The 22,679-nt window shown below is 68.7% G+C and carries 23 protein-coding genes and 1 pseudogene; 19 read left to right on the forward strand and 5 right to left on the reverse strand.

The genetic code is table 11. The features are described from left to right. The first annotated feature begins 5 nt into the window (after nt 1–5). Together feoB and HMPREF2886_RS06670 are read left to right on the forward strand one after the other, a co-directional pair. Entirely contained in the window at nt 6–2,306 is a 2,301-nt protein-coding gene (gene feoB, locus HMPREF2886_RS06665) for a Fe(2+) transporter permease subunit FeoB (protein WP_033970628.1), read from the forward strand. Beyond that, the gene (locus tag HMPREF2886_RS06670) at nt 2,306–2,548 is read left to right on the forward strand and encodes a FeoC-like transcriptional regulator (protein WP_003093982.1); all 243 of its coding nucleotides are present in this window, start codon (nt 2,306–2,308) and stop codon (nt 2,546–2,548) included. Before feoB ends, HMPREF2886_RS06670 begins: the two co-directional genes overlap by 1 nt. A gap of 60 nt (nt 2,549–2,608) precedes the next feature. Here the strand turns inward: HMPREF2886_RS06670 and HMPREF2886_RS06675 are convergent, their stop codons facing one another. The 3 genes from HMPREF2886_RS06675 to pyeR are packed head-to-tail and all read right to left on the reverse strand — an operon-like array spanning nt 2,609 to nt 5,215. After that, nucleotides 2,609–3,661 (reverse strand): alkene reductase, encoded by a 1,053-nt coding sequence (locus HMPREF2886_RS06675; protein ID WP_033970630.1) that lies wholly within the window; start codon nt 3,659–3,661, stop codon nt 2,609–2,611. A gap of 36 nt (nt 3,662–3,697) precedes the next feature. Next, nucleotides 3,698–4,864 (reverse strand): MFS transporter, encoded by a 1,167-nt coding sequence (locus tag HMPREF2886_RS06680; protein WP_033970631.1) that lies wholly within the window; start codon nt 4,862–4,864, stop codon nt 3,698–3,700. 48 nt (nt 4,865–4,912) lie between these two features. Then, nucleotides 4,913–5,215: an ArsR family transcriptional repressor PyeR gene (gene pyeR / locus HMPREF2886_RS06685; RefSeq protein WP_003093978.1), complete on the reverse strand. Its 303-nt coding sequence runs from the start codon at nt 5,213–5,215 to the stop codon at nt 4,913–4,915. A gap of 152 nt (nt 5,216–5,367) precedes the next feature. Between pyeR and HMPREF2886_RS06690 the strand changes: the two genes are divergently transcribed. Together HMPREF2886_RS06690 and HMPREF2886_RS06695 are read left to right on the forward strand one after the other, a co-directional pair. Next, nucleotides 5,368–5,940 carry an acyl carrier protein phosphodiesterase gene (locus HMPREF2886_RS06690; protein ID WP_033970632.1) on the forward strand — a complete coding sequence of 191 codons (573 nt, stop codon included), beginning with the start codon at nt 5,368–5,370 and terminating at the stop codon, nt 5,938–5,940. 149 nt (nt 5,941–6,089) lie between these two features. Next, the gene (locus HMPREF2886_RS06695) at nt 6,090–6,950 is read left to right on the forward strand and encodes a universal stress protein (protein ID WP_033976443.1); all 861 of its coding nucleotides are present in this window, start codon (nt 6,090–6,092) and stop codon (nt 6,948–6,950) included. Here HMPREF2886_RS06695 and olsA read toward each other — a convergent pair. Together olsA and olsB are read right to left on the reverse strand one after the other, a co-directional pair. Beyond that, a complete protein-coding gene (gene olsA / locus HMPREF2886_RS06700; RefSeq protein WP_033976444.1) occupies nt 6,947–7,723 on the reverse strand; it encodes a lyso-ornithine lipid O-acyltransferase in 777 nt (258 codons plus the stop codon). The genes HMPREF2886_RS06695 and olsA overlap by 4 nt on opposite strands. Then, nucleotides 7,723–8,478 carry an L-ornithine N(alpha)-acyltransferase gene (gene olsB, locus HMPREF2886_RS06705; protein ID WP_003093970.1) on the reverse strand — a complete coding sequence of 252 codons (756 nt, stop codon included), beginning with the start codon at nt 8,476–8,478 and terminating at the stop codon, nt 7,723–7,725. The genes olsA and olsB overlap by 1 nt, the downstream gene beginning before the upstream one ends. A 202-nt stretch (nt 8,479–8,680) precedes the next feature. Here olsB and HMPREF2886_RS06710 point away from each other — a divergent pair, with 202 nt between their 5' ends. From HMPREF2886_RS06710 to HMPREF2886_RS06780, 15 genes and pseudogenes are all read left to right on the forward strand, one after another. Continuing rightward, nucleotides 8,681–9,577 carry an acyl-CoA dehydrogenase middle domain-containing protein gene (locus tag HMPREF2886_RS06710; RefSeq protein WP_003093969.1) on the forward strand — a complete coding sequence of 299 codons (897 nt, stop codon included), beginning with the start codon at nt 8,681–8,683 and terminating at the stop codon, nt 9,575–9,577. An 84-nt stretch (nt 9,578–9,661) separates the two neighbouring features. Beyond that, the gene (locus HMPREF2886_RS06715; RefSeq protein ID WP_003093967.1) at nt 9,662–10,447 is read left to right on the forward strand and encodes an oxygen-binding di-iron domain-containing protein; all 786 of its coding nucleotides are present in this window, start codon (nt 9,662–9,664) and stop codon (nt 10,445–10,447) included. A 67-nt stretch (nt 10,448–10,514) separates the two neighbouring features. After that, nucleotides 10,515–11,630: a serine hydrolase domain-containing protein gene (locus tag HMPREF2886_RS06720; RefSeq protein WP_033970637.1), complete on the forward strand. Its 1,116-nt coding sequence runs from the start codon at nt 10,515–10,517 to the stop codon at nt 11,628–11,630. Continuing rightward, a complete protein-coding gene (locus tag HMPREF2886_RS06725) occupies nt 11,627–11,962 on the forward strand; it encodes a hypothetical protein (RefSeq protein ID WP_033970639.1) in 336 nt (111 codons plus the stop codon). Before HMPREF2886_RS06720 ends, HMPREF2886_RS06725 begins: the two co-directional genes overlap by 4 nt. Before the next feature lie 60 nt (nt 11,963–12,022). After that, entirely contained in the window at nt 12,023–12,613 is a 591-nt protein-coding gene (locus tag HMPREF2886_RS06730) for a YceI family protein (RefSeq protein WP_033976447.1), read from the forward strand. A gap of 164 nt (nt 12,614–12,777) precedes the next feature. Continuing rightward, a pseudogene (locus tag HMPREF2886_RS06735) lies at nt 12,778–13,999 on the forward strand (M20 aminoacylase family protein). Between the two features lie 38 nt (nt 14,000–14,037). Further along, nucleotides 14,038–15,357: a citrate-proton symporter gene (locus HMPREF2886_RS06740; protein WP_033970645.1), complete on the forward strand. Its 1,320-nt coding sequence runs from the start codon at nt 14,038–14,040 to the stop codon at nt 15,355–15,357. Next, nucleotides 15,358–16,842 (forward strand): amidase, encoded by a 1,485-nt coding sequence (locus HMPREF2886_RS06745; RefSeq protein ID WP_033970647.1) that lies wholly within the window; start codon nt 15,358–15,360, stop codon nt 16,840–16,842. It abuts the gene before it with no gap. 97 nt (nt 16,843–16,939) lie between these two features. Beyond that, entirely contained in the window at nt 16,940–17,710 is a 771-nt protein-coding gene (locus HMPREF2886_RS06750; RefSeq protein ID WP_033970648.1) for an IclR family transcriptional regulator, read from the forward strand. Nucleotides 17,711–17,774: 64 nt separating this feature from the next. Beyond that, complete coding sequence (locus tag HMPREF2886_RS06755; protein WP_033970649.1) at nt 17,775–18,347, forward strand: YceI family protein; 573 nt, start codon at nt 17,775–17,777, stop codon at nt 18,345–18,347. A 74-nt stretch (nt 18,348–18,421) separates the two neighbouring features. Continuing rightward, nucleotides 18,422–19,501: a phospholipase D-like domain-containing protein gene (locus HMPREF2886_RS06760; RefSeq protein WP_003120863.1), complete on the forward strand. Its 1,080-nt coding sequence runs from the start codon at nt 18,422–18,424 to the stop codon at nt 19,499–19,501. A 99-nt stretch (nt 19,502–19,600) separates the two neighbouring features. Next, nucleotides 19,601–20,881, forward strand: a complete 1,281-nt coding sequence (locus HMPREF2886_RS06765; protein WP_033970650.1) for an acyltransferase family protein — start codon at nt 19,601–19,603, stop codon at nt 20,879–20,881. Nucleotides 20,882–20,974: 93 nt separating this feature from the next. Then, entirely contained in the window at nt 20,975–21,586 is a 612-nt protein-coding gene (locus HMPREF2886_RS06770) for a DUF2846 domain-containing protein (RefSeq protein ID WP_003101143.1), read from the forward strand. A gap of 103 nt (nt 21,587–21,689) precedes the next feature. Beyond that, nucleotides 21,690–22,274 carry a DJ-1/PfpI family protein gene (locus tag HMPREF2886_RS06775; RefSeq protein ID WP_110194299.1) on the forward strand — a complete coding sequence of 195 codons (585 nt, stop codon included), beginning with the start codon at nt 21,690–21,692 and terminating at the stop codon, nt 22,272–22,274. A 20-nt stretch (nt 22,275–22,294) separates the two neighbouring features. Then, nucleotides 22,295–22,603 carry a ribbon-helix-helix domain-containing protein gene (locus HMPREF2886_RS06780; protein WP_003101146.1) on the forward strand — a complete coding sequence of 103 codons (309 nt, stop codon included), beginning with the start codon at nt 22,295–22,297 and terminating at the stop codon, nt 22,601–22,603. The last annotated feature ends 76 nt before the right edge of the window (nt 22,604–22,679 follow it).

Here is a 22,679-nt window from a genome sequence, read left to right on the forward strand (position 1 = left end):
TCCCCATGACCGCATTGACCCTCGGCCTGATCGGCAATCCCAACTCCGGCAAGACCACCCTGTTCAACCAGCTCACCGGCTCGCGCCAGCGGGTCGGCAACTGGGCCGGCGTCACCGTGGAGCGCAAGGAGGGTGCGTTCCACACCGTCCGTCACGCGGTACGCCTGGTCGACCTGCCCGGCACCTATTCGTTGACCAGCGTTTCCGCCCAGGCCTCGCTGGACGAGCAGATCGCCTGCCGCTACATCGCCAGCGGCGAAGTGGACGTGCTGGTCAACGTGGTGGATGCGGCGAACCTGGAGCGCAACCTGTACCTCACGGTGCAGCTGCGGGAGATGGGCATTCCCTGCATCGTCGCGCTGAACATGCTCGACATCGCCCGTAGCCAGCGCATCCGCATCGACATTGACGGTCTGGCGCGGCGTCTCGGTTGCCCGGTGGTGCCGCTGGTATCCACCCGCGCCGATGGCATCGACGAACTGAAGGCGGCCATCGACTCCCTGCAGGTCCCGCAGGCGGCGCTGGCGGTGGATTACCCGCCGGCCATCCAGGCGCAGGTCGGCTACCTCCTGGAAACGCGCGCTCCGGCGGCTTCGGCCATCGAGCCGCGCTGGCTGGCGTTACAGGCGCTGGAAGGCGACATCTTCAACGGCCCGGCGCTGGGCTTGCCGCCGGCCACCCTGGACCAGGCGCGCCAGGGCTGCGGCGAGGAGCCCGAGCTGGCGATCGTCGATGCGCGCTACCGGCTGATCGGCGAGATCTGCGCGGCGGTCTGCGACCACCAGCAGGCTCAGCCGCACCGGCTGACCCAATGGCTCGACCGGGTCGTCCTGAATCGCTGGCTGGGTCTGCCGATCTTCCTGCTGGTGATGTACCTGATGTTCTTCTTCGCCATCAACATCGGCGGGGCGCTACAGCCGATCTTCGACAAGGGCTCGTCGGCGATCTTCATCGACGGCATCCAGTGGCTGGGTATCCGCTTCGGCCTGCCCGATTGGCTCACGGTGTTCCTCGCCCAGGGCATCGGTGGCGGGGTCAACACGGTGTTGCCGCTGGTGCCGCAGATCGGCTTGATGTACCTGTTCCTCTCGCTGCTCGAAGATTCCGGCTACATGGCCCGCGCGGCCTTCGTCATGGACCGCCTGATGCAGGCACTGGGCCTGCCGGGCAAGTCGTTCGTGCCGCTGATCGTCGGTTTCGGCTGCAACGTACCGTCGATCATGGGCGCGCGGACCCTGGACGCGCAGCGCGAGCGGCTGATCACCATCATGATGGCGCCGTTCATGTCCTGCGGCGCGCGCCTGGCGATCTTCGCCGTGTTCGCCGGGGCCTTCTTCGGCCAGGGCGGCGCGCTGGTGATCTTCTCCCTGTACCTGCTCGGCATCGTCGTGGCGATCCTCACCGGGCTGCTGCTCAAGCACACCTTGATGCGCGGCGAGGCCTCGCCGTTCGTCATGGAACTGCCGCTGTACCATGTGCCACACCTTAAGAGCCTGCTGCTGCAGACCTGGTCGCGCCTGCGCGGCTTCGTGGTGCGGGCCGGCAAGGTGATCATCCTGGTCAGCCTGGTGATCGGCGGCCTGAACAGCATCACCCTCGACGGCAAGCCGGTGCAGGGCGACATCGGCCATTCCGCGCTGGCCAGCGTCAGCCAGCGTCTCACTCCGCTGCTGGCGCCGCTCGGGGTGCAGCCGGACAACTGGCAGGCCACCGTCGGCCTGGTCACCGGGGCGATGGCCAAGGAAGTGGTGGTCGGCACCCTGAACACCCTCTACACCGCCGAGCAGATCCAGGGCGAGGCCTTCGACTACGAAGGCTACGACCTGCCCGGGCAACTGCGCGACGCCCTGGTCGAAACCCGGGACGGCCTGGTCGATACCTTCAGCCTCAGCGTGCTGGCCAACCCGGTGGAGGCGAGCATGGCCGACGGCGACATGGATACCGGCTCGATGGGCACCATGGCGAGCAAGTTCGGCAGCCCCATCGCGGCCTACAGCTACCTGGTCTTCGTCCTGCTCTACGTGCCCTGCGTGACCGCCATGGGTGCGATCGCCCGGGAAAGCAGCAAGGGCTGGATGGCTTTCTCGGTGCTCTGGGGGCTGAACGTCGCCTACTCGCTGGCGACCCTCTGCTACCAGGTCGCCACCTTCACCGCGCACCCCGAGCGTAGCGTCCTGACCATCGCCGTGGTGCTGGTCTTCAACCTGATCCTGATGACCTGCCTGCGTCTGTTCGGCCGTGAGCAGGTACTGCAACTGCCAGGCCGAATGGCCGATGCCCCGAGCGGGCAGGGAGGATGTCACTGATGGCGACACTCATGCAGATCCGCGCCGCCCTGGAAGACGGCCAGGCGCGTGGGCTGAAACAGCTCAGCCGCCAGGTGGACGCGCCGCCGGCGCTGGTGGAGGCGATCCTGGAGCGGCTGATCGCGCTCGGCAAGGTCGAGCGGGTGGCTGCGCAAAGCTCGGGCGGTTGCGGCGGCGGTTGCAAGGGCTGCGCCCAGCGCGATCCGTGCGCGGAACCGGAGCCGTATTTCCGCCTGCGCTAGACGGGAAAAGCACAGAGCCCGCCACGGCAAGCGTGGCGGGCTCTTTCCTGGCTGGCGCGATCAGGCCAGGGTCGGATAGTCCAGGTAGCCTTCGGTGCCGCCGGTATAGAAGGTCTCCGGGCGCGGCGGGTTCAGTTCGGCGCCCTGGCGCAGGCGTTCGACCAGGTCCGGGTTGGCGATGAAGGGGATGCCGAAGGCCACCGCATCGGCGTCGCCCTTGGCCAGGATGGCGTTGGCGCTGTCGAGGGTGAACTTCTCGTTGGCGATGTAGGGTCCGCCGAAGGCTTTCTTCAGGGCTACGCCGATGCTGTCGTCGGCCTGCGCTTCGCGGGCGCAGATGAAGGCGATGCCGCGCTTGCCCAGCTCACGGGCGACATGGCTGAAGGTTTCCAGGCGGTTGGAATCGCCCATGTCGTGGGAGTCGGCACGCGGCGCCAGGTGTACGCCGACGCGCTGGGCACCCCATACGGAGATCGCCGCGTCGGTGACTTCCAGCAGCAGGCGCGCGCGGTTCTCGATGGAGCCGCCGTAGCGGTCGGTGCGCTTGTTGGTGCTGTCCTGGAGGAACTGGTCGAGCAGGTAGCCGTTGGCGCCATGGATCTCCACGCCGTCGAAGCCGGCTGCCTTGGCCCGCTCGGCGCCCTGGCGGTAGGCCTCGACGATGTCGGCGATCTCCTCGGTGTCCAGCGCGCGCGGGGTGACGTAGGGACGCTTCGGGCGCACCAGGCTGACGTGTCCCTCGGCGGCGATGGCGCTCGGCGCCACCGGCAGCTCGCCGTTCAGGTAGAGCGGGTCGGAAATCCGCCCGACGTGCCAGAGTTGCAGGAAGATGCGCCCGCCGGCGGCGTGCACCGCCTTGGTCACGTTGCTCCAGCCACGGACCTGGTCATCGGACCAGATGCCGGGGGTGTCGGGATAGCCCACGCCCATCGGCGTGACCGCGGTGGCCTCGCTGAGGATCAGGCCGGCATCGGCGCGCTGGGCGTAGTACTCGGCCATCAGGGCGTTGGGCACGCGGCCTTCATCGGCGCGGCAGCGGGTCAGCGGCGCCATGACGATGCGGTTGGGCAGCTCGAGGTCGCCGAGCACGATGGGATCGAACAGAGTAGCCATGGAACATCCTCCACTAGGGAATAGACGGACAGGGGATCAATCGAGGACCGGCTGCGCCTGGGCGCGGCCGTTTCCGGAAAAGGCGATCAGGGTGGCCAGCAGCGCCAGCGCGGCCAACGCGGCGGCGGCCAGCGGCACGCGGGTCAGGCCCAGGCCGTGGTCGATGACGCTGCCGCCGACCCAGGCGCCGAGTGCGTTGCCGACGTTGAAGGCGCCGATGTTCAGGGTCGCCACCAGGTTCGGCGCGGCATGCCCGACGCGGACCACGTTGACCTGCAGCGCGGGCACCGCGGCGAAGGCGGCGGCGGCCCAGAAGAACAGGGTGATCTCCGCCGGCAGCAGGGCCTGGCTGGTCCAGCTGAACAGCGCCGAGACCAGTGCCATGGCGGCGAACACCGCGGCCATGGTGGTGCCCAGGCGCCAGTCGGCGAGGCGGCCGCCGATCATGTTGCCGACGGTCAGGCCGACGCCGATCAGCAGCAGGGTCCAGGTCACGCCGCGCGGGCTGACCCCGGTGACTTCGCCGAGCAGCGGCGCGACGTAGGTGAACAGGGCGAACATCGAGGCGGCGAACAGCACGGTGGTGCCCAGGGCCAGCCACAGCGACGGGTTCTTCAGCGCGGACATTTCCTGGCGCAGGTCGACCTTCTCTTCCTCGCGGTCGTTCGGCAGCACCCTGGCCAGGCCGACGAAGGCGACCACGCCGATCAGGGTCACCACCCAGAAGGTCGCGCGCCAGCCGGCTTCCTGGCCGAGCGCGGTGCCCAGCGGCACGCCGAGTACGTTGGCCAGGGTCAGGCCGGTGAACATCAGGGCCACGGCGGAAGCGCGGCGGTTCGGCGCCACCAGGCTGGCGGCGACCACCGAGCCGATGCCGAAGAAGGCGCCGTGGCAGAGCGCGGTGACGATCCGCGCCAGCATCAGCAGGCCGTAGTTGGCGGCCACCGCGCAGAGCAGGTTGCCGACGATGAAGATGCCCATCAGCGCGAGCAGGGCTTTCTTGCGCTCCAGGCGGGCGGTGGCCATGGCCATCAGCGGGGCGCCGAAGGCCACGGCGAAGGCGTAGCCGCTGATCAGCCAGCCGGCGCTGGGAATGGATACCCGCAGGTCGCCGGCGACCTGCGGCAGCAGGCCCATGATGACGAATTCGGTGGTACCGATGGCAAAGGCGGATAAAGCGAGGACGAGAAGAGACGCCGGCATCGGTCGAGCTCCTGGACTGCGAGGTGGTGGGGTGGAAGCGAGTGCTGCTTACAGCTCGTCGCCGAGTTGGTCGAGGAAGGCCTGGATGGTCTCCTCGTTGCGCTTGAAGAAGTTCCACTGGCCGACCCGGCGGCTGGTCACCAGACCGGCGCGTTGCAGGGTGGCCAGGTGCACCGACACGGTGGACTGGGAGAGACCGGTACGCTGGTCGAACTTGCCGGCGCAGACGCCGATCTCGAACGGGTGGTCCTGCTCGACGAAGTACTTCTCCGGTTCCTTCAGCCAGCGCAGCATGTCGCGTCGCACCGGGTGGGAGAGAGCCTTGATGATTTCGTCGATGTCCAGTGGCATGGCGGTGGTCCGTTGGCCGTCCATATCGGGTTGGGACGAACTATATATCGGTGTTGGACGATATAGGGATCGATTGCGACGATAGTCGCTATCGACAGGGCTGATGACGATGATCGAAACGACCGTTCCGTCGCTGGGGTAAGCTAGCCCGCATGAACTACCTCGCGCATCTCCACCTCGGCGGCCCGCAACCGGCCCAACTGCTCGGCAGCCTGTACGGCGATTTCGTCAAGGGCCGCCTGCTGGGACAATGGCCGGACGAGATCGAGCGGGCCATCCAGTTGCACCGGCGCATCGACGCCTTCACCGACAGCCACCCACTGGTGCATTTGGCCAAGCGGCGCTTCCCGCTGGAGCGCCGGCGTTTCGCAGGGGTCCTGCTGGACGTGTTCTTCGACCACTGCCTGGCGCGCGACTGGAACGACTACGCCGACGAACCGCTGCCGCAGTTCGTCGAGCGGGTCTACGGCACCCTGCGCGCCGCCTCGCCGCTGCCGGAGCGCCTGGCGCGCATCGCGCCGCGGATGGCGGCCCAGGACTGGCTGGGCAGCTACCGCGAGTTCGCGGTCTTGCGCGAAGTGCTGGGCGGCATGTCGCGGAGGTTGTCGCGACCGCACCTGCTGGACGGCTCCTGGGAAGAACTGGCCCAGCGCTACGATGACCTGAGCGCGGATTTCCGCGCCTTCTACCCGCAACTCCAGGCGTTCGCCCTGAGCCAGCGCTGAGCCTGGCGCAGCGGCCATTGGCCCGGCCGGCGGAATCACCTATCAATTGTTTCAGTCCGAAGCATCCGCTTGATGCACATCAACCGGCAGCGGTCGCGTCGATCGTTCAATGGGGCCGACGTTCAACGCTCTGCCAATGGAGGTGGAAGATGAAACGAATCCTGGTGGCGACCGACCTGTCCTCGCGTTCCGAGCTGGCGGTCATGCGCGCCGCGGTACTGGCCAAGGCGAGGAATGCCGAACTGACCGTGCTGAACGTGCTCGACGACGACCAGCCACCGGTGCTGATCGCGCCGCAACGGCTGGCCATCGCCAACCTGCTGGAAGTGAACGGACAGGCCCTGAAGGAGCGCCTCGGCGTCGAGTCCAAGGCGATCGTGCGGGTCGGCGATCCGGTGGTGGTGATCAACGCGGTGGCCGAGGAGATCGGCGCCGACCTGCTGGTGATGGGCGCGCACCGGCACACGCCGCTGCGCGATCTGTTCATCGGCACCACCCTGGAGCGGGTTGTACGCAATGCGAAGATCCCGGTGCTGCGCGCGGCCGGTGCGCCGGAAGAGGAGTACCGCCGGGTGCTGTTGGCGCTGGACTTCTCGCCGACCTCGACGCGCGCGGTGCAGATGGCCGGCCAGCTCGGCTTCCTCGACGCCGCCATCCTCACCGCGCTGCATGCCTTCGAGCCGTTCGCCAAGGGCATGATGCGTTATTCGGGGATCAAGGAAGACCGCGTCGAGCATTACGTCGACCAGGAGGAACTCAAGGCTAACGTCGAACTGCGCGACTACGTTGCCGGCCTGGGGCTGGGCCGCGAGGACATCCAGTTGCGCGTCGGCGAAGGCTTGCCGATCAACGTGATCATGACCGAGGTACGCCGCCAGGCGCCGCAGTTGACGGTGCTCGGCACCCAGGGGCTGACCGGCTTCCGCCGCGCGCTGATCGGCAGCGTGGCCGAGGCGGCCCTCGGCGACCTGCCGTGCGACGTGCTGGCGGTGCCGCCCAAGCGCGACTAGGCGGCGCGCCGGGTTTCCGTAGGGGCGGCAGTGCCGAACAGCGCCAGGCGTACCGCCTGCTGGGCCTGGCGGGCCAGTTCGGTGCGGTCCAGGCCCTGGCTGGGGATCGGTTCCAGCAGCTGGATATGCACGCTGCCGCGCTCGCCGCGCAGCAGGCGGCCGAGGTGGCTGAGCAGGTCGTCGTCGCCGATGAACGGCGCCAGCGCATCGGGTACGCCGTCGCGGCGGTAGCTGATCGCCACCGGCTGCACCGCCACGCCGGCTTCCAGGGCGCTGGCCATCAGGCGACCGTGGAAGGTGCGCAGGCTTTCGCCGTTGGTGGTGGTGCCTTCCGGGAATATCAGCAGGTTGCGCCCGCGGTGCAACTGTTCGGCCAATCGCTGGTTGATCAGCCGGCTGTCGCCCGAGCCGCGGCGGATGAACAGGGTACCGGCCTTTTCCGCCAGCCAGCCGGCCAGCGGCCAGGCACGCACCTCGGCCTTGGACAGGAAGGTCAGCGGCGCCAGGGCACCGAGCAGCGGGATATCGGTCCAGGACACATGGTTGGCTACCCACAGCATGGGTTGCCGGGGCGCTTCGCCGCTGACCCTGACCTCGAAGGGCAGGGCCGCGCAGAGGCGCGCCAGCCACCAGCGGGTCAGGCGCTGGCGCAGCGGCGTGACATCGGCGCCGGGCAGCCGCTCGCGCAGGCTGACCCAACCGGCCAGGCCCAGTCCGAGCGCGACCAGCCCGAGCAGGCGGGCGCTGCGCAGCAGCAGGCGCAGCCGCGCCATCAGACCGCCGCCTTGAAGTGGCGGGCGTAGCGCGGGCAGAGTTCGTCGCGCTTGAGCAGGATGAACACGTCGGCGACCTGGAAATCCGGGTCCCAGCAGGGCTCGCCGCAGATCTTGGCGCCCAGGCGCATGTAGGCCTTGAGCAGCGGCGGCAGCTCGGCGGTGAGGTTTTCCGGGACGTCCAGCGGCGGCAGCGGGTTCTTCGGCTCGGCCTGCAGGTAGTCGGTGCACAGGTAGCGCTCGCGCAGCCGCTGCATCACCGCCTTGGCCTGCATACCGCCGTCGCGCATGGGAATGCTGGCGCAGCCCATCAGGTAGCGGTAGCCGCCCTCGTTGAGGACCTCGGCGAGTTCGCCCCAGAGTACCGCGATGGTGGCGCCGTTGCGGTATTCGGGAGCGACGCAGGTGCGGCCGATCTCCAGGACCGGGCCGTGCAGGGCGTCGAGGCCGGAGAGGTGGAACTCCTCTTCGCTGTAGAAGCGCCCGAGGCGTTCGGCGGCACGATGGTCGAGCAGCCGGGTGGTGGCCACCAGGGCGCCGCTGTCGAGGTCGCGGACGCCGATGTGCGCGCAGTGACGGTCGTAGTCGTCGCGGTCGAGGCCGTCTTCGGCGCCTTCGAGCTTGGCGTCGAACTCGGCGCTGAATACGCGGTAGCGCAGGGCCTGGGCCTCGCGCAGGGCGCGGGCGCCGTTCAGGCGCTCGGCCTTCAGGCGGCGTCCGGCGACGGGTTCGCGGGTAATGGCGGTCTGGGTCATGCCTGGGCCTCCTTGGGCCGGCGCCGCGGGTTGCGGCCGCTCGGCTTTGTTGTGCAAGCTCAGGCTAGGAAGGCGCGGTGTCACCCCTGTGACAGGGGCGTGATGCTTGTATGACATTGTCGCCGGATGTAACGCGCCGTTGTTCAACGCTGGCACCCTCGGCAGGATGCCGGTTCCGACACATTCCACATTGGAGTCCGCCATGTCCTGGCAACGCTTGCTCGGCCCGCTCGACCGCCTGCCCACCGAAGGCTCCCTGGAAGACTGGCACGCCGCCGCCCTGGCGCGCGCCGACGGTCTTGGCACCCTGGAGCGGGCGGTGCTCGGCGGACGATTGGCCGCGAGTCCGGGCCTGGCCTTCCTCGCCGGCTACCAGGCGGCCCTGCGCGCGCTCTGGCCGGCGGCGCCGGAAGGTCTCGGCGCGCTGTGCGTGACCGAGAAGCGCAGCGTGCGCCCGGCGGACCTGCAGACCCGCCTGGAGGGGCTGGTCCTGCATGGACAAAAGGATTTCGTCACCGCTGGCGACAGCGCCTCCTGGTGGCTGGTGGCCGCCCGCGACGAGGCGCCGGGGCAGCCGCCGCGACTGTCGATGACGGTGGTCCTGGCCGGCGCCCCGGGGGCGCGCCTGGAGGCGTTGCCGGCGCTGCCGCTGATGCCGGACGTGCCGCATTCCCGCCTGTTGCTCGACGGTGCCCATTGCGAGCGCCTGCCCGGCGATGGTTGGGACGACTACGTCAGGCCGTTCCGCCTGCTGGAGGATGTCCATGTGCTGGCGGCGCTGGTCGGCTGGCTCTATGGGGTCGGCCATGAATGCGGCTGGCCCTCGCCGCTGCTGCTGCGCCTGGCCGGCATCCTCGGCGGCTGCGCCGAGGTCGCGCGGCATCCGGTCGCCTGTGTCGGCACCCAGGCGGTACTGGCTGGGCTGTTCGAACAGTTCTCGGCGCTGGAGGGGCAGCTGGATGCCGCCTTCGCCGCCAACGCCTCGACCTGGGAGGCATTGTGGCAACGCGACCGCGGCTTGCTGGCGATTGCCAACGGGGCCCGCAAAGTTCGCCTGGAGAAGGCCTTGACCCGCCTCGGGCTTGACCCAGGTCAGTGAGGCGCCGCGCCGCAGGCGCTTACCCTGCGCAGCATCCGGCGAGGAATGCTCCTCGGCGCCTGCACAGAGTAGATTTCACCGACCATGCGACGCGAACCGATCGTGCTGTTCGACAACGGCAGCCACCAGTGCCTGTGTTTCGATGACCTCGTCAGCGGCGAAGGGGTCCAGTCCAACCAGTTCCTCATCGTCGACAACGGCCAGTACCTGCTGCTCGATCCCGGCGGCGACCTGACCTACACGCCGCTCTCGCTGGAACTGTCGAAACGCTTTCCGCTGCAGGAGCTGGACTACATCTTCGCTTCGCACCAGGACCCGGACATCATCGCCGCCCTCGACAAGTGGCTGCTGCACACCCGCGCCCGGGTGATCTGCTCCAAGCTGTGGGCGCGCTTCCTGCCGCACCTGACGGCCAACTACCTGGCGGTCAGCCATGGCATCAACACTTACGACCGGGTCATGCCGTTGCCCGACCGTGGTCAGGCGATCGCTCTCGGCGACTGCTCGTTGAAGGCGATCCCCGCGCATTTCCTGCATTCGGTGGGCAACTTTCAGCTCTACGACCCGGTGAGCAAGATCCTTTTCTCGGGCGACATGGGCGCCTCGCTGGTGGACGACGCCGCGCCGGTCAGCGATTTCGCCGCGCATATCCAGTACATGGACGGATTCCATCGCCGCTACATGGCGGCGAACAAGATCTGCCGCCTGTGGGCGCGGATGGTCCGGGACATGGATGTGGAGATGATCGTGCCGCAACACGGGCGGCCCTTCGTCGGCAAGGAAATGATCAGCGCCTTCCTCTACTGGATCGAGAACCTCGAGTGCGGCATCGACCTGCTCGGCCCGGACGACTACCGCATGCCCGGCTGAGTCCGCGCTTCCTGGCGTCATCGACGCCATGCTAGGGTTGCCCCTCGACCGTCGAGAGGGCCCGCCGATGCCCGCTTTGCCGTTGTCCCGCCGCGCCCTCGCCGCGCTTGCCCTGGTATTCGCCCTCCCAGCCCTGGCCGAAGACTGGCCCGACACCGACTGGCCCCGTGCCCAACAGCCCGCGGGGCCGGCGCTGGAGGCATTCGAGCGCTATGCCTTCGGCCGTCGCGACGATGTTCGTCGCAAAGGCATCCGCACCGACGCGGTAGTGGTGATCCGCGACGGTCGCCTGGTCTATGAGCGCTACGCCGGCCCGAGCCGTGCCGAGACCCCGCACCTTACCTGGTCGGTGAGCAAGAGCCTGCTCGCCACGCTGCTCGGCGTCGCCGAGGGCGAAGGGCGCTTCCAGCTCGACGACCCGGTGGCGCGCTACTATCCGCCCTTCGCCCGTCATCCCGAGGTGACGTTACGCCACCTGCTGAACTGGTCTTCCGGGCTGGACTGGCAGGAGGACTACGAGTTCGCGCCGTTGAAGTCCTCCGTGGTGGCGATGCTCTACACCCGCGGGCGCGCCGACATGGCCGGCTTCGTCGCCGAGACCCCGCCGGCCCGGCCGCCGGGCCGGCGTTTCCGCTACTCCAGCGGCGACAGCAACGTGCTGGCGGCGGCCCTCCACGGCATGCTCGGCGCGGACTATGCCGAGTACCCCTGGCGCGCGCTGTTCGAGCCGCTGGGCATCCGTTCGGCGGTATGGGAGCGAGACGCCGCCGGCACGTTCGTCGGCTCGTCGTACGTCTACATGAGCGCCCGCGACCTGGCGCGCGTCGGGCTGCTGATGCAGCGCCACGGGCGCTGGCGCGAGCGGCAGCTGCTGCCGCTGGCATGGGTCGAGTTCAACCTGACGCCTTTCGCCCGCTACCGGCCGAGCCCGGAAGAGGCCGGCGAGGCGGTGCCCGGCGGCCACTGGTGGCTGAACCGTGCGGTGAAAGGCGCGCCGGCGCCCTGGCCGGACGTCGCCGAGACCGCCTTCGCCGCGCTCGGCCACTGGGGCCAGGCGCTCTACGTGCTGCCCGAGGAGAAGCTGGTGATCGTGCGCTACGCCGACGACCGCGACGGGCGTTTCCGCCACAACGAATTCCTGCGCCTGGCACAGGCGGCGTTCGCCGGGGAGGCGCGACCATGATCCGTCGCCACCCCTTGCTCTTCCTGTGCGTCCTGGGCCTGCTCGCCGCCCTCGCGTGGGCCTGGCAGAACCGCATCCACCTGGCGGCCTTTCCCGCCATCATCGGCGCCTACACGGCCAAGGAGTATTGCTCCTGCCGCTACGTGATGGGGAACTCCGCGGACTATTGCCGGGCCTATACCCAACAGTACGTGCCGATCAGCGGTTTCTTCGACGACGAAGCCCGCCGCCGGGTGACCGCCCGCGGCCTCGGCAGTACGCAGACGGCCGCCTGGCTGGGCCCGCGCGAGGGATGCCGGCTCATGCCCGCGGCGGACAGGCTGCCGGACTGACCGGCGGCGCATGTCGGGGCGCGGGGCGAGGGACGGCGCCGGCCCGAAGCCGGAGGTGGAATGCCTGTTGTATTGTGTGTCCTGTTGTTGCTCCTCAGCCCGCTGCTGTCGGCGGCGGAATGGCAACTGGAGCCGGATTATTCGCGGATCAGCTTCGTTTCCGTGAAACGCGCGAAGATGGCCGAGGTGCAGCGTTTCGACCGTCTCAGCGGCCAGATCGACAAGCAGGGCGTCGCGCGCGTCGTGGTGCCGCTGGGCACCCTGGACAGCGGCCTGGCCTTGCGCGACGAGCGAATGAAGGACAACTTCTTCGAAACCTCGCGCTTCCCCGAGGCCACCGTGGAGAGCCGCCTGGACATGGCCGGCTTCGACGACCTGCGGGTCGGCCAGTCGCGGGTCGAGAAGCTCGACTTCACCCTCGACCTGCACGGCCAGCAGCGCCGCCTGAAGGCCGACGTGCTGGTCACCCGCCAGGGCGAGGGGCTGGTCCAGGTGGCGACCCTGGAGCCGGTGCTGCTGAAGCTGCTCGACTTCGACCTGGAAGAGAAGCTCAAGCCCTTGAAGGAGATGGCCAATATTCCCTCGATCACTCCCGAGGTACCGGTGTTCGCCGTGCTGAACTTCCGCGAAGTGCCGCCGGAACAGTTCTGACGTACCGGCGCAGGGCGGCGCGGGCCTTGGGTTCCACCCAGTGGAACCGCCTTCCGTTGTCCTTCGCCGCGTGCCGCGCTTAGCTGTGACCACGCCCGGCCGGCCTTGCGTCCGGGCCTCCCGCCAACAAGACCGGAGCGCAATCCGGCCAGAGGAGAGACGGCATGGCTCGACATCGACACATCGTGGCCTGGCTCGAGGAGGTCGCCGACGACCTGCGCAGCCTGCGCCAGGACATCCACGCCCATCCCGAACTGGGCTTCGAGGAGCGACGCACCGCCGCGCTGGTCGCCGAATGCCTGCGCGGCTGGGGCTACGAAGTGCACGAAGGAATCGGCCGCACCGGCGTGGTCGGCGTCCTCCGCCAGGGCGACGGCACGCGGCGGCTCGGCCTGCGGGCGGACATGGATGCGCTGCCGATCCTCGAGGCCACGGGGCTCGGCTACAGCAGTTGCCACGGCGGGCGCATGCACGCCTGCGGCCACGACGGACACACCGCGATGCTGCTCGGCGCGGCACGCTACCTGGCGGCGACGCGGCGTTTCGACGGCACCCTGGTGCTGATCTTCCAGCCCGCCGAGGAAGGCCAGGGCGGCGCCGAGGCGATGCTCGCCGACGGGCTGCTGGAGCGCTTCCCCTGCGATGCGCTGTTCGGCATGCACAACATGCCGGGACTGGAGGCCGGCCACCTGGGCTTCCGCGCGGGACCGATGATGGCTTCCCAGGACCTGCTGAGCGTCACCCTGGAGGGCGTCGGTGGCCACGGTTCGATGCCGCACCTGAGCGTCGATCCGCTGCTCGCCGCGTCGAGCGCGGTGATGGCCCTGCAGAGCGTGGTGGCGCGCAACGTCGATCCGCAGAAGGCCGCGGTGGTCACGGTCGGCGCCCTGCAGGCCGGCGAGGCGGCCAACGTCATACCCCAGCGCGCCGTGCTGCGCCTGAGCCTGCGGGCGCTCGACGGGCAGGTGCGCGAGCAGGTGTTGCAGCGGGTTCGCCAGATCATCGAGTTGCAGGCCGCCAGCTATGGGTGCCAGGCCAGCATCGAGCACTACCCGGCCTATCCGGTGCTGGTCAACAGTGTCGAGGAAACCGAGTTCGCCCGCCAGGTCGGGGTCGAGCTGGCCGGCGCGGAGCAGGTCGACGGCGCCACGCCGAAGCTGATGGGCAGCGAGGACTTCGCCTGGATGCTACAGCGCTGCCCCGGCAGCTACCTGTTCATCGGCAACGGCAGAGGGCGGCCGATGGTGCACAACCCGGCCTATGACTTCAACGACGACATCCTGGTCCGGGGCGCGGCCTATTGGGGCGCGCTCGCCGAGACCTGGCTGGCCGCCCCCGCGGCGTCCGGCCTTGCGACTGACTGCCGCCAGTAACGGCGCGGCCTGAGCCGCGCCGGCATTTCCCCCGGTTACCAGGAGATTCCCATGCACGCTTGCCCGAGCGGTACCTCGCGTACCCGCCAGGTGGCGGCTGCCGTGATCGGCAACGCCCTGGAGTGGTACGACTTCATCGTCTACGGCTTCCTTTCCAGCCTGATCGCCAGGCTGTTCTTCCCTTCCGGCGACGAGTACACCTCGCTGCTGATGGCCCTGGCCACCTTCGGCGTCGGTTTCTTCATGCGTCCGGTCGGTGGGGTCCTGCTCGGCCTGTATGCCGACCGCAGGGGACGCAAGGCGGCGATGCAACTGATCATCCTGCTGATGACGCTTTCCATCGCGCTGATCGCCTTCGCCCCGACCTACACGGCGATCGGCGTTGGCGCGCCGTTGCTGATCGTGATCGCGCGAATGCTGCAGGGTTTCGCCACCGGCGGCGAGTACGCCAGCGCCACGGCTTTCCTGGTGGAAAGCGCGCCGCCGCAGCGGCGCGGTCTCTACGGTTCCTGGCAATTGTTCGGCCAGTGCCTGGCGGTGTTCGCCGGTGCGGGAATGGGCGCGCTGGTCACCCATTGCCTGGATGCCGAGGCCCTGGAGAGCTGGGGCTGGCGGGTGCCGTTCCTGTTCGGTCTGCTGATCGGTCCGGTGGGACTGTGGATCCGTCGCTACATGGGCGAGACCGAGGCCTTCCTCGAAGCCATCCGGGAGCCCGGCGAGCGCCAGGGGCTGCTCGGCGTGCTGCGCGAATACCGGCGCAGCGTGCTGGTGAGCATGGGCCTGACGGTGATCGGCACGGTGTCCTTCTACGTGGTGCTGGTGAACATGCCGACCTTCGCCCACAAGCAGTTGGGCCTGCCGCTGGACGAGGTGTTCATGGTGCAGATGGCTGCGGTGGCGCTGATGACCCTGGTGATCCCGTTGGCCGGGGGACTCTCCGACCGGGTCGGGCGGCGCCCGGTGCTGCTGGTCGCGACCCTGGCCTTCATGCTCATGGTCTATCCGCTGTTCGCCTGGGTCGCCGCGGCGCCGAGCCTGGGGCGCCTGCTGCTGATGCAACTGTTGCTGTGCACGGCGATCGGCGGCTTCTTCGGCCCGGCGCCGACCGCGGTGGCCGAGCAGTTTCCGGTGCGGGTGCGTTCCACCGGCCTGGCGGTGGCGTATAACCTGGCGGTGATGCTGTTCGGCGGTTTCGCTCCGTTCATCGTCACCTGGCTCACCGAGGTCGGCGGCTCGCCAGTGGCGCCGGCGTTCTACGTGCTCGGCGCGGCCTTCCTCGGGCTGCTCGCCACCCTCTATCTGCGGGAGGGCGCGACGCCTGCCCCGCGCCCCCGCGAACCGGCCCTGGGCAAGCCGGCAAGGAGTCTGTGAATGAGCGCCACCCGCCATCGAAGCGACAGCCACGAGGAAATCGTCGCGCTTGACGCGCTGCCGCTATCCGCGGCGATCCGCCGACGCGAACTGTCCTGCCGCGAGGTCATGCAGGCCTACCTGGCACAGATCGAACGGTTCAACCCGCGGGTCAACGCCATCGTCTCGTTGCAGGCGGAAAGCCGCCTGCTCGCCCAGGCCGACGAGCGCGACCGGCAACTGGCGCGCGGCGAATGGCTGGGCTGGATGCACGGCATGCCGCAGGCGATCAAGGACCTCGCCGCCACCTCCGGCATTCCTACCACCCTGGGTTCGCCGCTGTTCGCCGGGCAGGTGCCGGAGCACGACGCCATCGTCGTCGAGCGGGTGAAGAGCAGCGGTGCGATCGTCATCGGCAAGACCAACGTACCGGAGTTCGGGCTCGGCTCGCAGACCTACAACCCGCTGTTCGGCACCACCCGCAATGCCTACGATCCGGCGCGGATCGCCGGCGGCAGCAGCGGTGGGGCGGCGGTGGCGCTGGCGCTGCGCATGCTGCCGGTGGCCGACGGCAGCGACATGATGGGTTCGCTGCGCAACCCCGCCGCCTACAACAACGTCTACGGCTTCCGCCCGTCCCAGGGACGGGTGCCGCACGGCCCGCAAGCGGAACTGTTCGTCCAGCAACTGGCCACCGAAGGCCCGATGGGGCGCAGCGTGGCCGACCTGGCCCGGCTGCTGGCCACCCAGGCCGGCTACGATCCGCGCTGTCCGCTGTCGTTGCGCGACGATCCGCGCAGGTTCGCCGACGACCTCGGGCGCGACTTCCGCGGAGCCCGGCTCGGCTGGCTCGGCGACTACGCCGGCTACCTGCCGATGGAGGAGGGCGTGCTGGAGCTTTGCGAAGCCGCGCTGGGCGATTTCGCCGAGCTGGGCTGCGATGTCGAGGCGTGCCTGCCGGACTATCCCCTGGAGCGCCTGTGGCGCACCTGGCTGGTCCATCGCCAGTGGCTGGTGCAGGGCTCGCTTGGCGAGCTTTACGCCGATCCCGCACGGCGCGTCCGGCTCAAGCCGGAGGCGCAGTGGGAAGTGGAGTCCGGGCTCGGCCTCGGCGCCGCCGAGGTCTATCGCGCCTCGCTGGATCGCAGCGACTGGTATCGGGCGCTGGCGCATCTGTTCGAGCGTTACGATTTCCTCTTGCTGCCCAGCGCCCAGGTGTTTCCTTTCGATGCAGAAACGGCGTGGCCGCGGCAGGTCGCCGGGCGGCCGATGGACACCTATCACCGCTGGATGGAGGTGGTGATCGGCCCGACCCTGGCCGGTTTGCCGGCGATCAGCGTACCGATCGGCTTCGGCGCGGCGGGCCTGCCGATGGGATTGCAGATCATCGGCCCGGCGCAGGCCGACCTGGCGGTGCTGCAACTGGCTCATGCCCACGAGGGCCTGACCCGTTGGGTCAGCCGCCGTCCGCCGGCGATGCTCGAGGCTCCAGGGGGCATCGACTAGGCCGCGGAGCAATGCTGGCGTATTCGCAGATTCCCAACATGACCTGGGCCTGCATCTTGCTTTGCCATAACGGTCTGTCGACGGTGGAGGTGTCGTCATGCCGGAAAGAGAAGAGGCGGGAACCGTGCGTTCGGTGGAGCGGGCGCTGGCGATCCTCGATCTGCTGGGCCAGCACCAGGCGCTGGGGCTCGAGGAACTGCATTACCTGACCGAACTGCCCAAGGCCACGGTGTCGCGGCTGCTGCATACCCTGCTGGAGCAGGGCTGGCTGTACCGCGGCTTGACCGACCGGCGCTACCGGCTGCGTTCCACCCGCCTCTACGGTGACGCCGCCGAGCGCTTCCGCTGCCAGGTGGTGGAGCGTTCCGCGCCGCTGCTGGTGGAGTTGAGCGAGCGCACCGGGCTGGTCGCCGATTTGTCGATTCTCGACGGCGACCACCTGCTGGTGGCGGAGAGCTCGGTGCCCGGCGTCCTGCGCAAGCGCTACCCGGCCAACCGGCTGGTGGTCGGCCAGCACGCCAGTCTGTTCCATTCGGCCATGGGCAAGGCCTGCCTGGGCGAACTGGCAGACAGCGAGGTGCGCCGCCTGGCGCGCCAGCACCAGGTAGACGAGGACCTCTGGTTGCGCACCCGCGAGCAGGCCCACGGCCAGGGATACGGCGAGCGTACCGAGGGACACTGGGAGTATCCGGTGCGCCTGCCGTTCCTGATCCGCGCGGTGGCCTTGCCGGTACGCGCCCAGGGTCGCCTGCTCGGCAGCGTGGCGCTGCACTGGCCGCGCGACCAGGATTGCGTCGAACGGGTGCGCCGCCGGCACCTGGGAACCCTGGCCGATACCGTCAGTCAGTTGCAGCACGCGCTCGACTGACGCGGGAGTTTGCCTGCTCCCAGGCGGCCGGTTTAAGGTGGCGCCGGACGCAAAGGGAGCCCGCATGCACAAGTTGATCTGCCTCGGCCTGGCCCTCCTGGCCTTGCCGGTCCAGGCCGCCTGGTACCTGGACTACGAGTCGTCGCGACTCAGTTTCATCTCCACCAAGAACGCTACCCTTTCGGAGGTCGGCCGCTTCCTGGTCATGCACGGCAAGGTCGACGACAAGGGCCAGGCGCGCTTGCGCGTCGAGCTGGACTCGGTGAGCACCGACATCCCGCTGCGCGACGAACGCATCCGCGAGCATCTGTTCGAGACCAAGCGCTTCGCCGAGGCGGAGATCACCGCCCAGCTCGACCTGGCGCCGATCGTCGAGCTGGCCGACGGCGTGCAACTGGAAATGCGCCAGCCGCTGACCGTCAGCCTGCATGGCAAGCGCAAGAGCTACGCCAGCGACCTGTTGGTGACCCGCCTGGACGAGCATCGCTTCCAGGTGGTGACCCTGTCGCCGCTGGTGCTGGACGCCGCCGACTTCGACCTCGCCCCTGGCATCGAGACCCTGCGCAAGCTGGCCGGCGCCGGCAGCATCGGGCTCTCGGTGCCGGTCGGCGCCGTGCTGATCTTCACTTCGCGGTGAGCGGCCCGGTCTTTCCCTGGCGCAGCGACAACCGCTTCGCCCTGCTCAATGACGGCGTGCGGTTCTTCCCGCGCATGCTGCTGGCCATCGAGGCGGCGCAGCGGAGCATCGAGCTGGAGCTGTACCTGGTGGAAGACGGGCATTGCGCCGAACTGTTTCTCGTCGCCCTGCTGGATGCCCGCCGCCGGGGCGTCGCCGTGCGCTGCCTGTTCGACGGCTTCGGCTGCCTCGGCCTGGGCAGCGCCTGGATCCAGCGCCTGCGCGAGGCCGGCGGCGAACTGCGGTTGTACAACCCGCTGCGCTGGAAGCTGACCGGCGGCAATCTCTACCGCGACCATCGCAAGCTGCTGCTGGTGGACGGGCGCCTCGGCTATGTCGGCGGCGCCGGGATCACCGACGAATTCTGGGAACCGGTCAGCGACGTCAGCGCCTGGCGCGAGGTGATGGTCGAGATGGACGGCCCGGTGGTGGCGGACTGGGCGGCGCTGTTCGAGCGGCAATGGCTGGCCTGTCTCGAAGAGAAAGCCTGGAAGCCCCGCGAGGGCATGACCCTTACCCGCCTTCCGCCGCAGCCGGGGGCGGCCCGCGGGTTGGGCCGGGTGGCCTACGCCGACGCCCGCCAGCACCGCGACATCCTGCAATCGCTGGTCCGCGCGCTGAACGGCTCGCGCCGGCGGATCTGGCTGGCGACGCCGTACTTCCTGCCGACCTGGAAGGTTCGCCGGGCCCTGCGCAAGGCCGCCCAGCGCGGCGTGGAGGTGCGCCTGCTGCTGGCCGGGCGGCTCACCGACCACGCCCCGGTGCGCTATGCCGGGCAGCGCTACTACCCGCGCCTGCTGCGCGCCGGCGTGCGCATCCACGAATACCAGCCGCGCTTCCTGCACCTGAAGATGGTCATGGTCGACGATTGGGTGAGCGTCGGCTCCTGCAACTTCGACCATTGGAATCTACGCTTCAACCTCGACGCCAATCTCGAGGCCCTCGACCCGGACTTCACCAATGAGGCGGCGGCGAGCCTGCTGGCGGACTTCGCCGACAGCCGCGAGGTGACCCTGGCGATGTGGCGCGCGCGCCCCCTGTGGATGCGCCTGCACCAGCGCCTGTGGGGTTGGCTGGACCGGGTAGTGGTGAATTTCCTCGACCGCCGGCGCTAGGGAGCGGCCGTTCGTAGCCGCTGGCCGGCCCGGTGAAACTTGCCGGGGAGCTTGCGGGTCTACCCCGGACCGCCCATTACAATGACAAAGGAGAGATGCGTGGCAACGCCCGACTCCAAGGAACGTTTCATCGGACTGGAATGGTTGCGCTTCCTGCTCGGCCTGTACGTGGTGGTGTACCACACCCTGCATACCTATCCGAAAGAGCAGAAGTTTCCCGGTCTCGACGAACTGACCAGCCTGGGGTTCTTCGCCACCAGCACCTTCTTCGTGCTTTCCGGCTTCCTCCTGGCCCATGTCTACGCGCGCAGCGGCCGGTTGCGCGAAAGCGCCCGCAGCTTCTGGACCAAGCGACTGTCCAATCTATATCCGCTGCACCTGTTCTCCCTGCTGTTGTCGATCCTGGTGCTGCTGGCCCTCAGCCACCTGGGAATCGGGCCCGAGCTGGACAAGGCCACCCCGCGCTTCGTCATCTACGACACCAACGAAGTGCTCGGCCGCACCCACCCGGAACTCTTCCTGCACTGGATGAGCAACACCGAACTGTTCGTCAACAGCATCCTGCAGATCCTCCTGCTGCAGGCCTGGAATCCCTATTACCTGACCTTCAACGCGCCGTTGTGGTCGCTGTCGACGCTGATGTTCTTCTACCTGGCGTTTCCCTTCGTAGCCCCGCGGCTGATGCGTAGCCGGCACAAGTGGAAGGTGCTGGCGCTGGTCTGGCTGGTCTACCTGGTCCCGCCGGTGCTGGTAGTGGCCAGCGAGAGCTACGGGATCCCCTGGACCGGCCTGCTGCACCGCAATCCGTTGCTGCGCCTGCCGGAATTCCTTGGCGGCATCCTTGCCTACGGCTTGTTCCGCGGTTACCGCGACCGCGGCATGGTGCCGGGACGCGGCCTGCTGGCCGGGCTGGTGGCGCTGGTGGTGGCGGCCTTCCTGGTGGCCGACTACCTGTTCACCCAGGGCGCCAAGCATTGGTACTTCCTGCTGCACAACGGCCTGCTGCTGCCGGCCCAGTTGCTGCTGGTGTGCCTTTGCGCGCTGCCCGCCGACCCGAAGAGCGCTTTCGTCCGCCACTGGTCGCCGCGCCTGGGGGCCGCCTCGCTGTCGCTGTTCGCCCTGCATGTGCCGATGTTCACCCTGTTCTCCCGTAGCGAGCGCCTTATCGCCGTGCCGGGGCGTTGTCTCGACGACTGGAGTGCCTGCACCGAGGCGGCGGCCGCGCTGCCATCGTCGCTGCTCTACTACCCGCTGTTCCTGGTCCTGCTGGTGGCGTTCTGCGTGCTGTTCCAGGAGCGCGGCGTGGTGCCGGTGCGCAAGTGGCTGGTGCGCAGGCTGATGCCGGCGCCGGTGCTGGCCAAGGTGCCGCGCCCGGCCTGAGGCCGTTTTCCCGGCGAACCGGACTTTCGACGGGTGGCAGGCCCGGCCCGGCTGGCTATGCTGCGCGGATAACCATAAGAAGAGGGATGGAGCATGCTGCGCAGCCTGTCGCTGGCCCTGTCGATCGTCGCGAGCCTGGTCGGCTGCAGCACGCCCGGCGCGTTCTTCGGTGCGGTGGACGGACCGGCCTTCGTCGCCCATCCGAGCGCCGATGCCAGCCACGCCACCGTCTACCTCTACCGTCCGCGGAGCCAGTGGGCGGACGAGGAACTCGAGGCGCCGGGGATCTTCCTCAACAACGAATTGATCGGCAGCCTGCCGAGCAACGGCTACCTGGCGTTCGAGTTCGAGACCGGCAGCTACAAGCTGGAAATGCGCCGGCCGCTGGCGGGCAGCTTCTGGACCCTGTTCGCCGACGGCCCGATGGATTTCACCCGCATCGCCAGCTTCATGCTCGAGGCCAGGGCCGGCTCGGTCTACTACCTGCGCTACGACGAACTCAACCCGCCACCGAAGAGCGAGCACCCGGCGGGTGAGGGCGATGGCCCGCTGCAATTGGTGGCGGCCGATCTCGGCGCTGCGGAAATCGGCGCTACCCACCAGGTCCAGGAGCCCATGCAGTTCGCCGCCAGCGGCTACCGGAAACGCGTGCAGCGCTCGTTCTGGGAAGGCGTCGGGCGGGCCCTGGACAAGATCGGCATCTGAACCCGTCACGCGTGTAGTAACCGTCTATTACCCGCGTCCCCCTGCGGATTGGCTACCTTAGGTGCATCCCCGGTATGACCGGGCCCTGCCCGAAGGAGTGCGCGTGATGGCTGCGAAGAAGATCCTGATGCTGGTCGGCGACTATGCCGAAGACTACGAAACCATGGTCCCGTTCCAGGCCCTGCAGATGGTGGGCCACCAGGTGCATGCGGTGTGTCCGGGCAAGCGGGCCGGGCAAAGCGTGCGCACCGCCATCCACGATTTCGAAGGCGACCAGACCTACAGCGAGAAGCCGGGCCACAACTTCACCCTCAATGCCGACTTTGCCCAGGCCCGCGCCGAGGATTACGATGCCCTGCTGATCCCCGGCGGCCGCGCCCCCGAATACCTGCGCCTGAACGAGCAGGTGCTGGCCCTGGTGCGTGACTTCGACGCCGCGCGCAAGCCGATCGCCGCGGTCTGCCATGGCGCCCAACTGCTGGCCGCCGCCGGCGTCCTGCAAGGGCGGGCGTGCAGCGCCTATCCGGCCTGCGCCCCGGAGGTGCGGCTGGCCGGCGGCGAGTACGTCGACATTCCGTCGGACCAGGCCCACGTCGACGGCCACCTGGTCACCGCGCCGGCCTGGCCGGCGCATCCGGCGTGGCTGGCGCGCTTCCTCGAGGCGCTCGGCACCCGCATCGGCCACTGAGACCCAGGAGACCCCCGCGCATGTGCGAACTCTATGTGAAAGCCGACCCGATCCTCTATGAATCGCGCTCGCGTTCCTTGCGCATCCGCGGGGTGGTGACCACCCTGCGCCTGGAGAACCAGTTCTGGGACATCCTCCGGGAAATCGCCGAAGGCGAGGGCCTGAGCACCAACCAGTTGATCACCAATCTCTACGAGGAAGTGATGGACTATCGCGGCGAGGTGCTCAACTTCGCCTCCTTCCTGCGTGTCAGTTGCACCCGCTATCTGGCGCAGCGGCGCGAGAAAGTCGCCGAGTTGAGCCTGGTCGGCCAGCGCGCCCAGGCCTGAGGCGAGGGAAGACGCGACCGGGGTGAAACGTTTAGGCTGGTCGCACTTCCTCCCCCGATCCGGCGTCGCCTCGTGA

The organism is Pseudomonas sp. HMSC066A08, assembly GCF_001813025.1.
GTDB classification, from domain to species: Bacteria; Pseudomonadota; Gammaproteobacteria; order Pseudomonadales; family Pseudomonadaceae; genus Pseudomonas; species Pseudomonas aeruginosa.

What these genes read in the sequence shown, in the direction of transcription:
- HMPREF2886_RS06725 (WP_033970639.1), top strand. Translation starts at nt 11,627, where the DNA reads ATGATCCGTCGCCACCCCTTGCTCTTCCTGTGCGTCCTGGGCCTGCTC.
- HMPREF2886_RS06715 (WP_003093967.1), top strand. Translation starts at nt 9,662, where the DNA reads ATGCGACGCGAACCGATCGTGCTGTTCGACAACGGCAGCCACCAGTGC.
- HMPREF2886_RS06755 (WP_033970649.1), top strand. Translation starts at nt 17,775, where the DNA reads ATGCACAAGTTGATCTGCCTCGGCCTGGCCCTCCTGGCCTTGCCGGTC.
- HMPREF2886_RS06780 (WP_003101146.1), top strand. Translation starts at nt 22,295, where the DNA reads ATGTGCGAACTCTATGTGAAAGCCGACCCGATCCTCTATGAATCGCGC.
- HMPREF2886_RS06680 (WP_033970631.1), bottom strand. Translation starts at nt 4,864, where the DNA reads ATGCCGGCGTCTCTTCTCGTCCTCGCTTTATCCGCCTTTGCCATCGGT.
- HMPREF2886_RS06740 (WP_033970645.1), top strand. Translation starts at nt 14,038, where the DNA reads ATGCACGCTTGCCCGAGCGGTACCTCGCGTACCCGCCAGGTGGCGGCT.
- pyeR (WP_003093978.1), bottom strand. Translation starts at nt 5,215, where the DNA reads ATGCCACTGGACATCGACGAAATCATCAAGGCTCTCTCCCACCCGGTG.
- HMPREF2886_RS06670 (WP_003093982.1), top strand. Translation starts at nt 2,306, where the DNA reads ATGGCGACACTCATGCAGATCCGCGCCGCCCTGGAAGACGGCCAGGCG.
- HMPREF2886_RS06745 (WP_033970647.1), top strand. Translation starts at nt 15,358, where the DNA reads ATGAGCGCCACCCGCCATCGAAGCGACAGCCACGAGGAAATCGTCGCG.
- HMPREF2886_RS06695 (WP_033976443.1), top strand. Translation starts at nt 6,090, where the DNA reads ATGAAACGAATCCTGGTGGCGACCGACCTGTCCTCGCGTTCCGAGCTG.
- olsB (WP_003093970.1), bottom strand. Translation starts at nt 8,478, where the DNA reads ATGACCCAGACCGCCATTACCCGCGAACCCGTCGCCGGACGCCGCCTG.
- feoB (WP_033970628.1), top strand. Translation starts at nt 6, where the DNA reads ATGACCGCATTGACCCTCGGCCTGATCGGCAATCCCAACTCCGGCAAG.
- HMPREF2886_RS06760 (WP_003120863.1), top strand. Translation starts at nt 18,422, where the DNA reads ATGCTGCTGGCCATCGAGGCGGCGCAGCGGAGCATCGAGCTGGAGCTG.
- HMPREF2886_RS06750 (WP_033970648.1), top strand. Translation starts at nt 16,940, where the DNA reads ATGCCGGAAAGAGAAGAGGCGGGAACCGTGCGTTCGGTGGAGCGGGCG.
- HMPREF2886_RS06675 (WP_033970630.1), bottom strand. Translation starts at nt 3,661, where the DNA reads ATGGCTACTCTGTTCGATCCCATCGTGCTCGGCGACCTCGAGCTGCCC.
- HMPREF2886_RS06730 (WP_033976447.1), top strand. Translation starts at nt 12,023, where the DNA reads ATGCCTGTTGTATTGTGTGTCCTGTTGTTGCTCCTCAGCCCGCTGCTG.
- HMPREF2886_RS06710 (WP_003093969.1), top strand. Translation starts at nt 8,681, where the DNA reads ATGTCCTGGCAACGCTTGCTCGGCCCGCTCGACCGCCTGCCCACCGAA.
- HMPREF2886_RS06720 (WP_033970637.1), top strand. Translation starts at nt 10,515, where the DNA reads ATGCCCGCTTTGCCGTTGTCCCGCCGCGCCCTCGCCGCGCTTGCCCTG.
- olsA (WP_033976444.1), bottom strand. Translation starts at nt 7,723, where the DNA reads ATGGCGCGGCTGCGCCTGCTGCTGCGCAGCGCCCGCCTGCTCGGGCTG.
- HMPREF2886_RS06770 (WP_003101143.1), top strand. Translation starts at nt 20,975, where the DNA reads ATGCTGCGCAGCCTGTCGCTGGCCCTGTCGATCGTCGCGAGCCTGGTC.
- HMPREF2886_RS06690 (WP_033970632.1), top strand. Translation starts at nt 5,368, where the DNA reads ATGAACTACCTCGCGCATCTCCACCTCGGCGGCCCGCAACCGGCCCAA.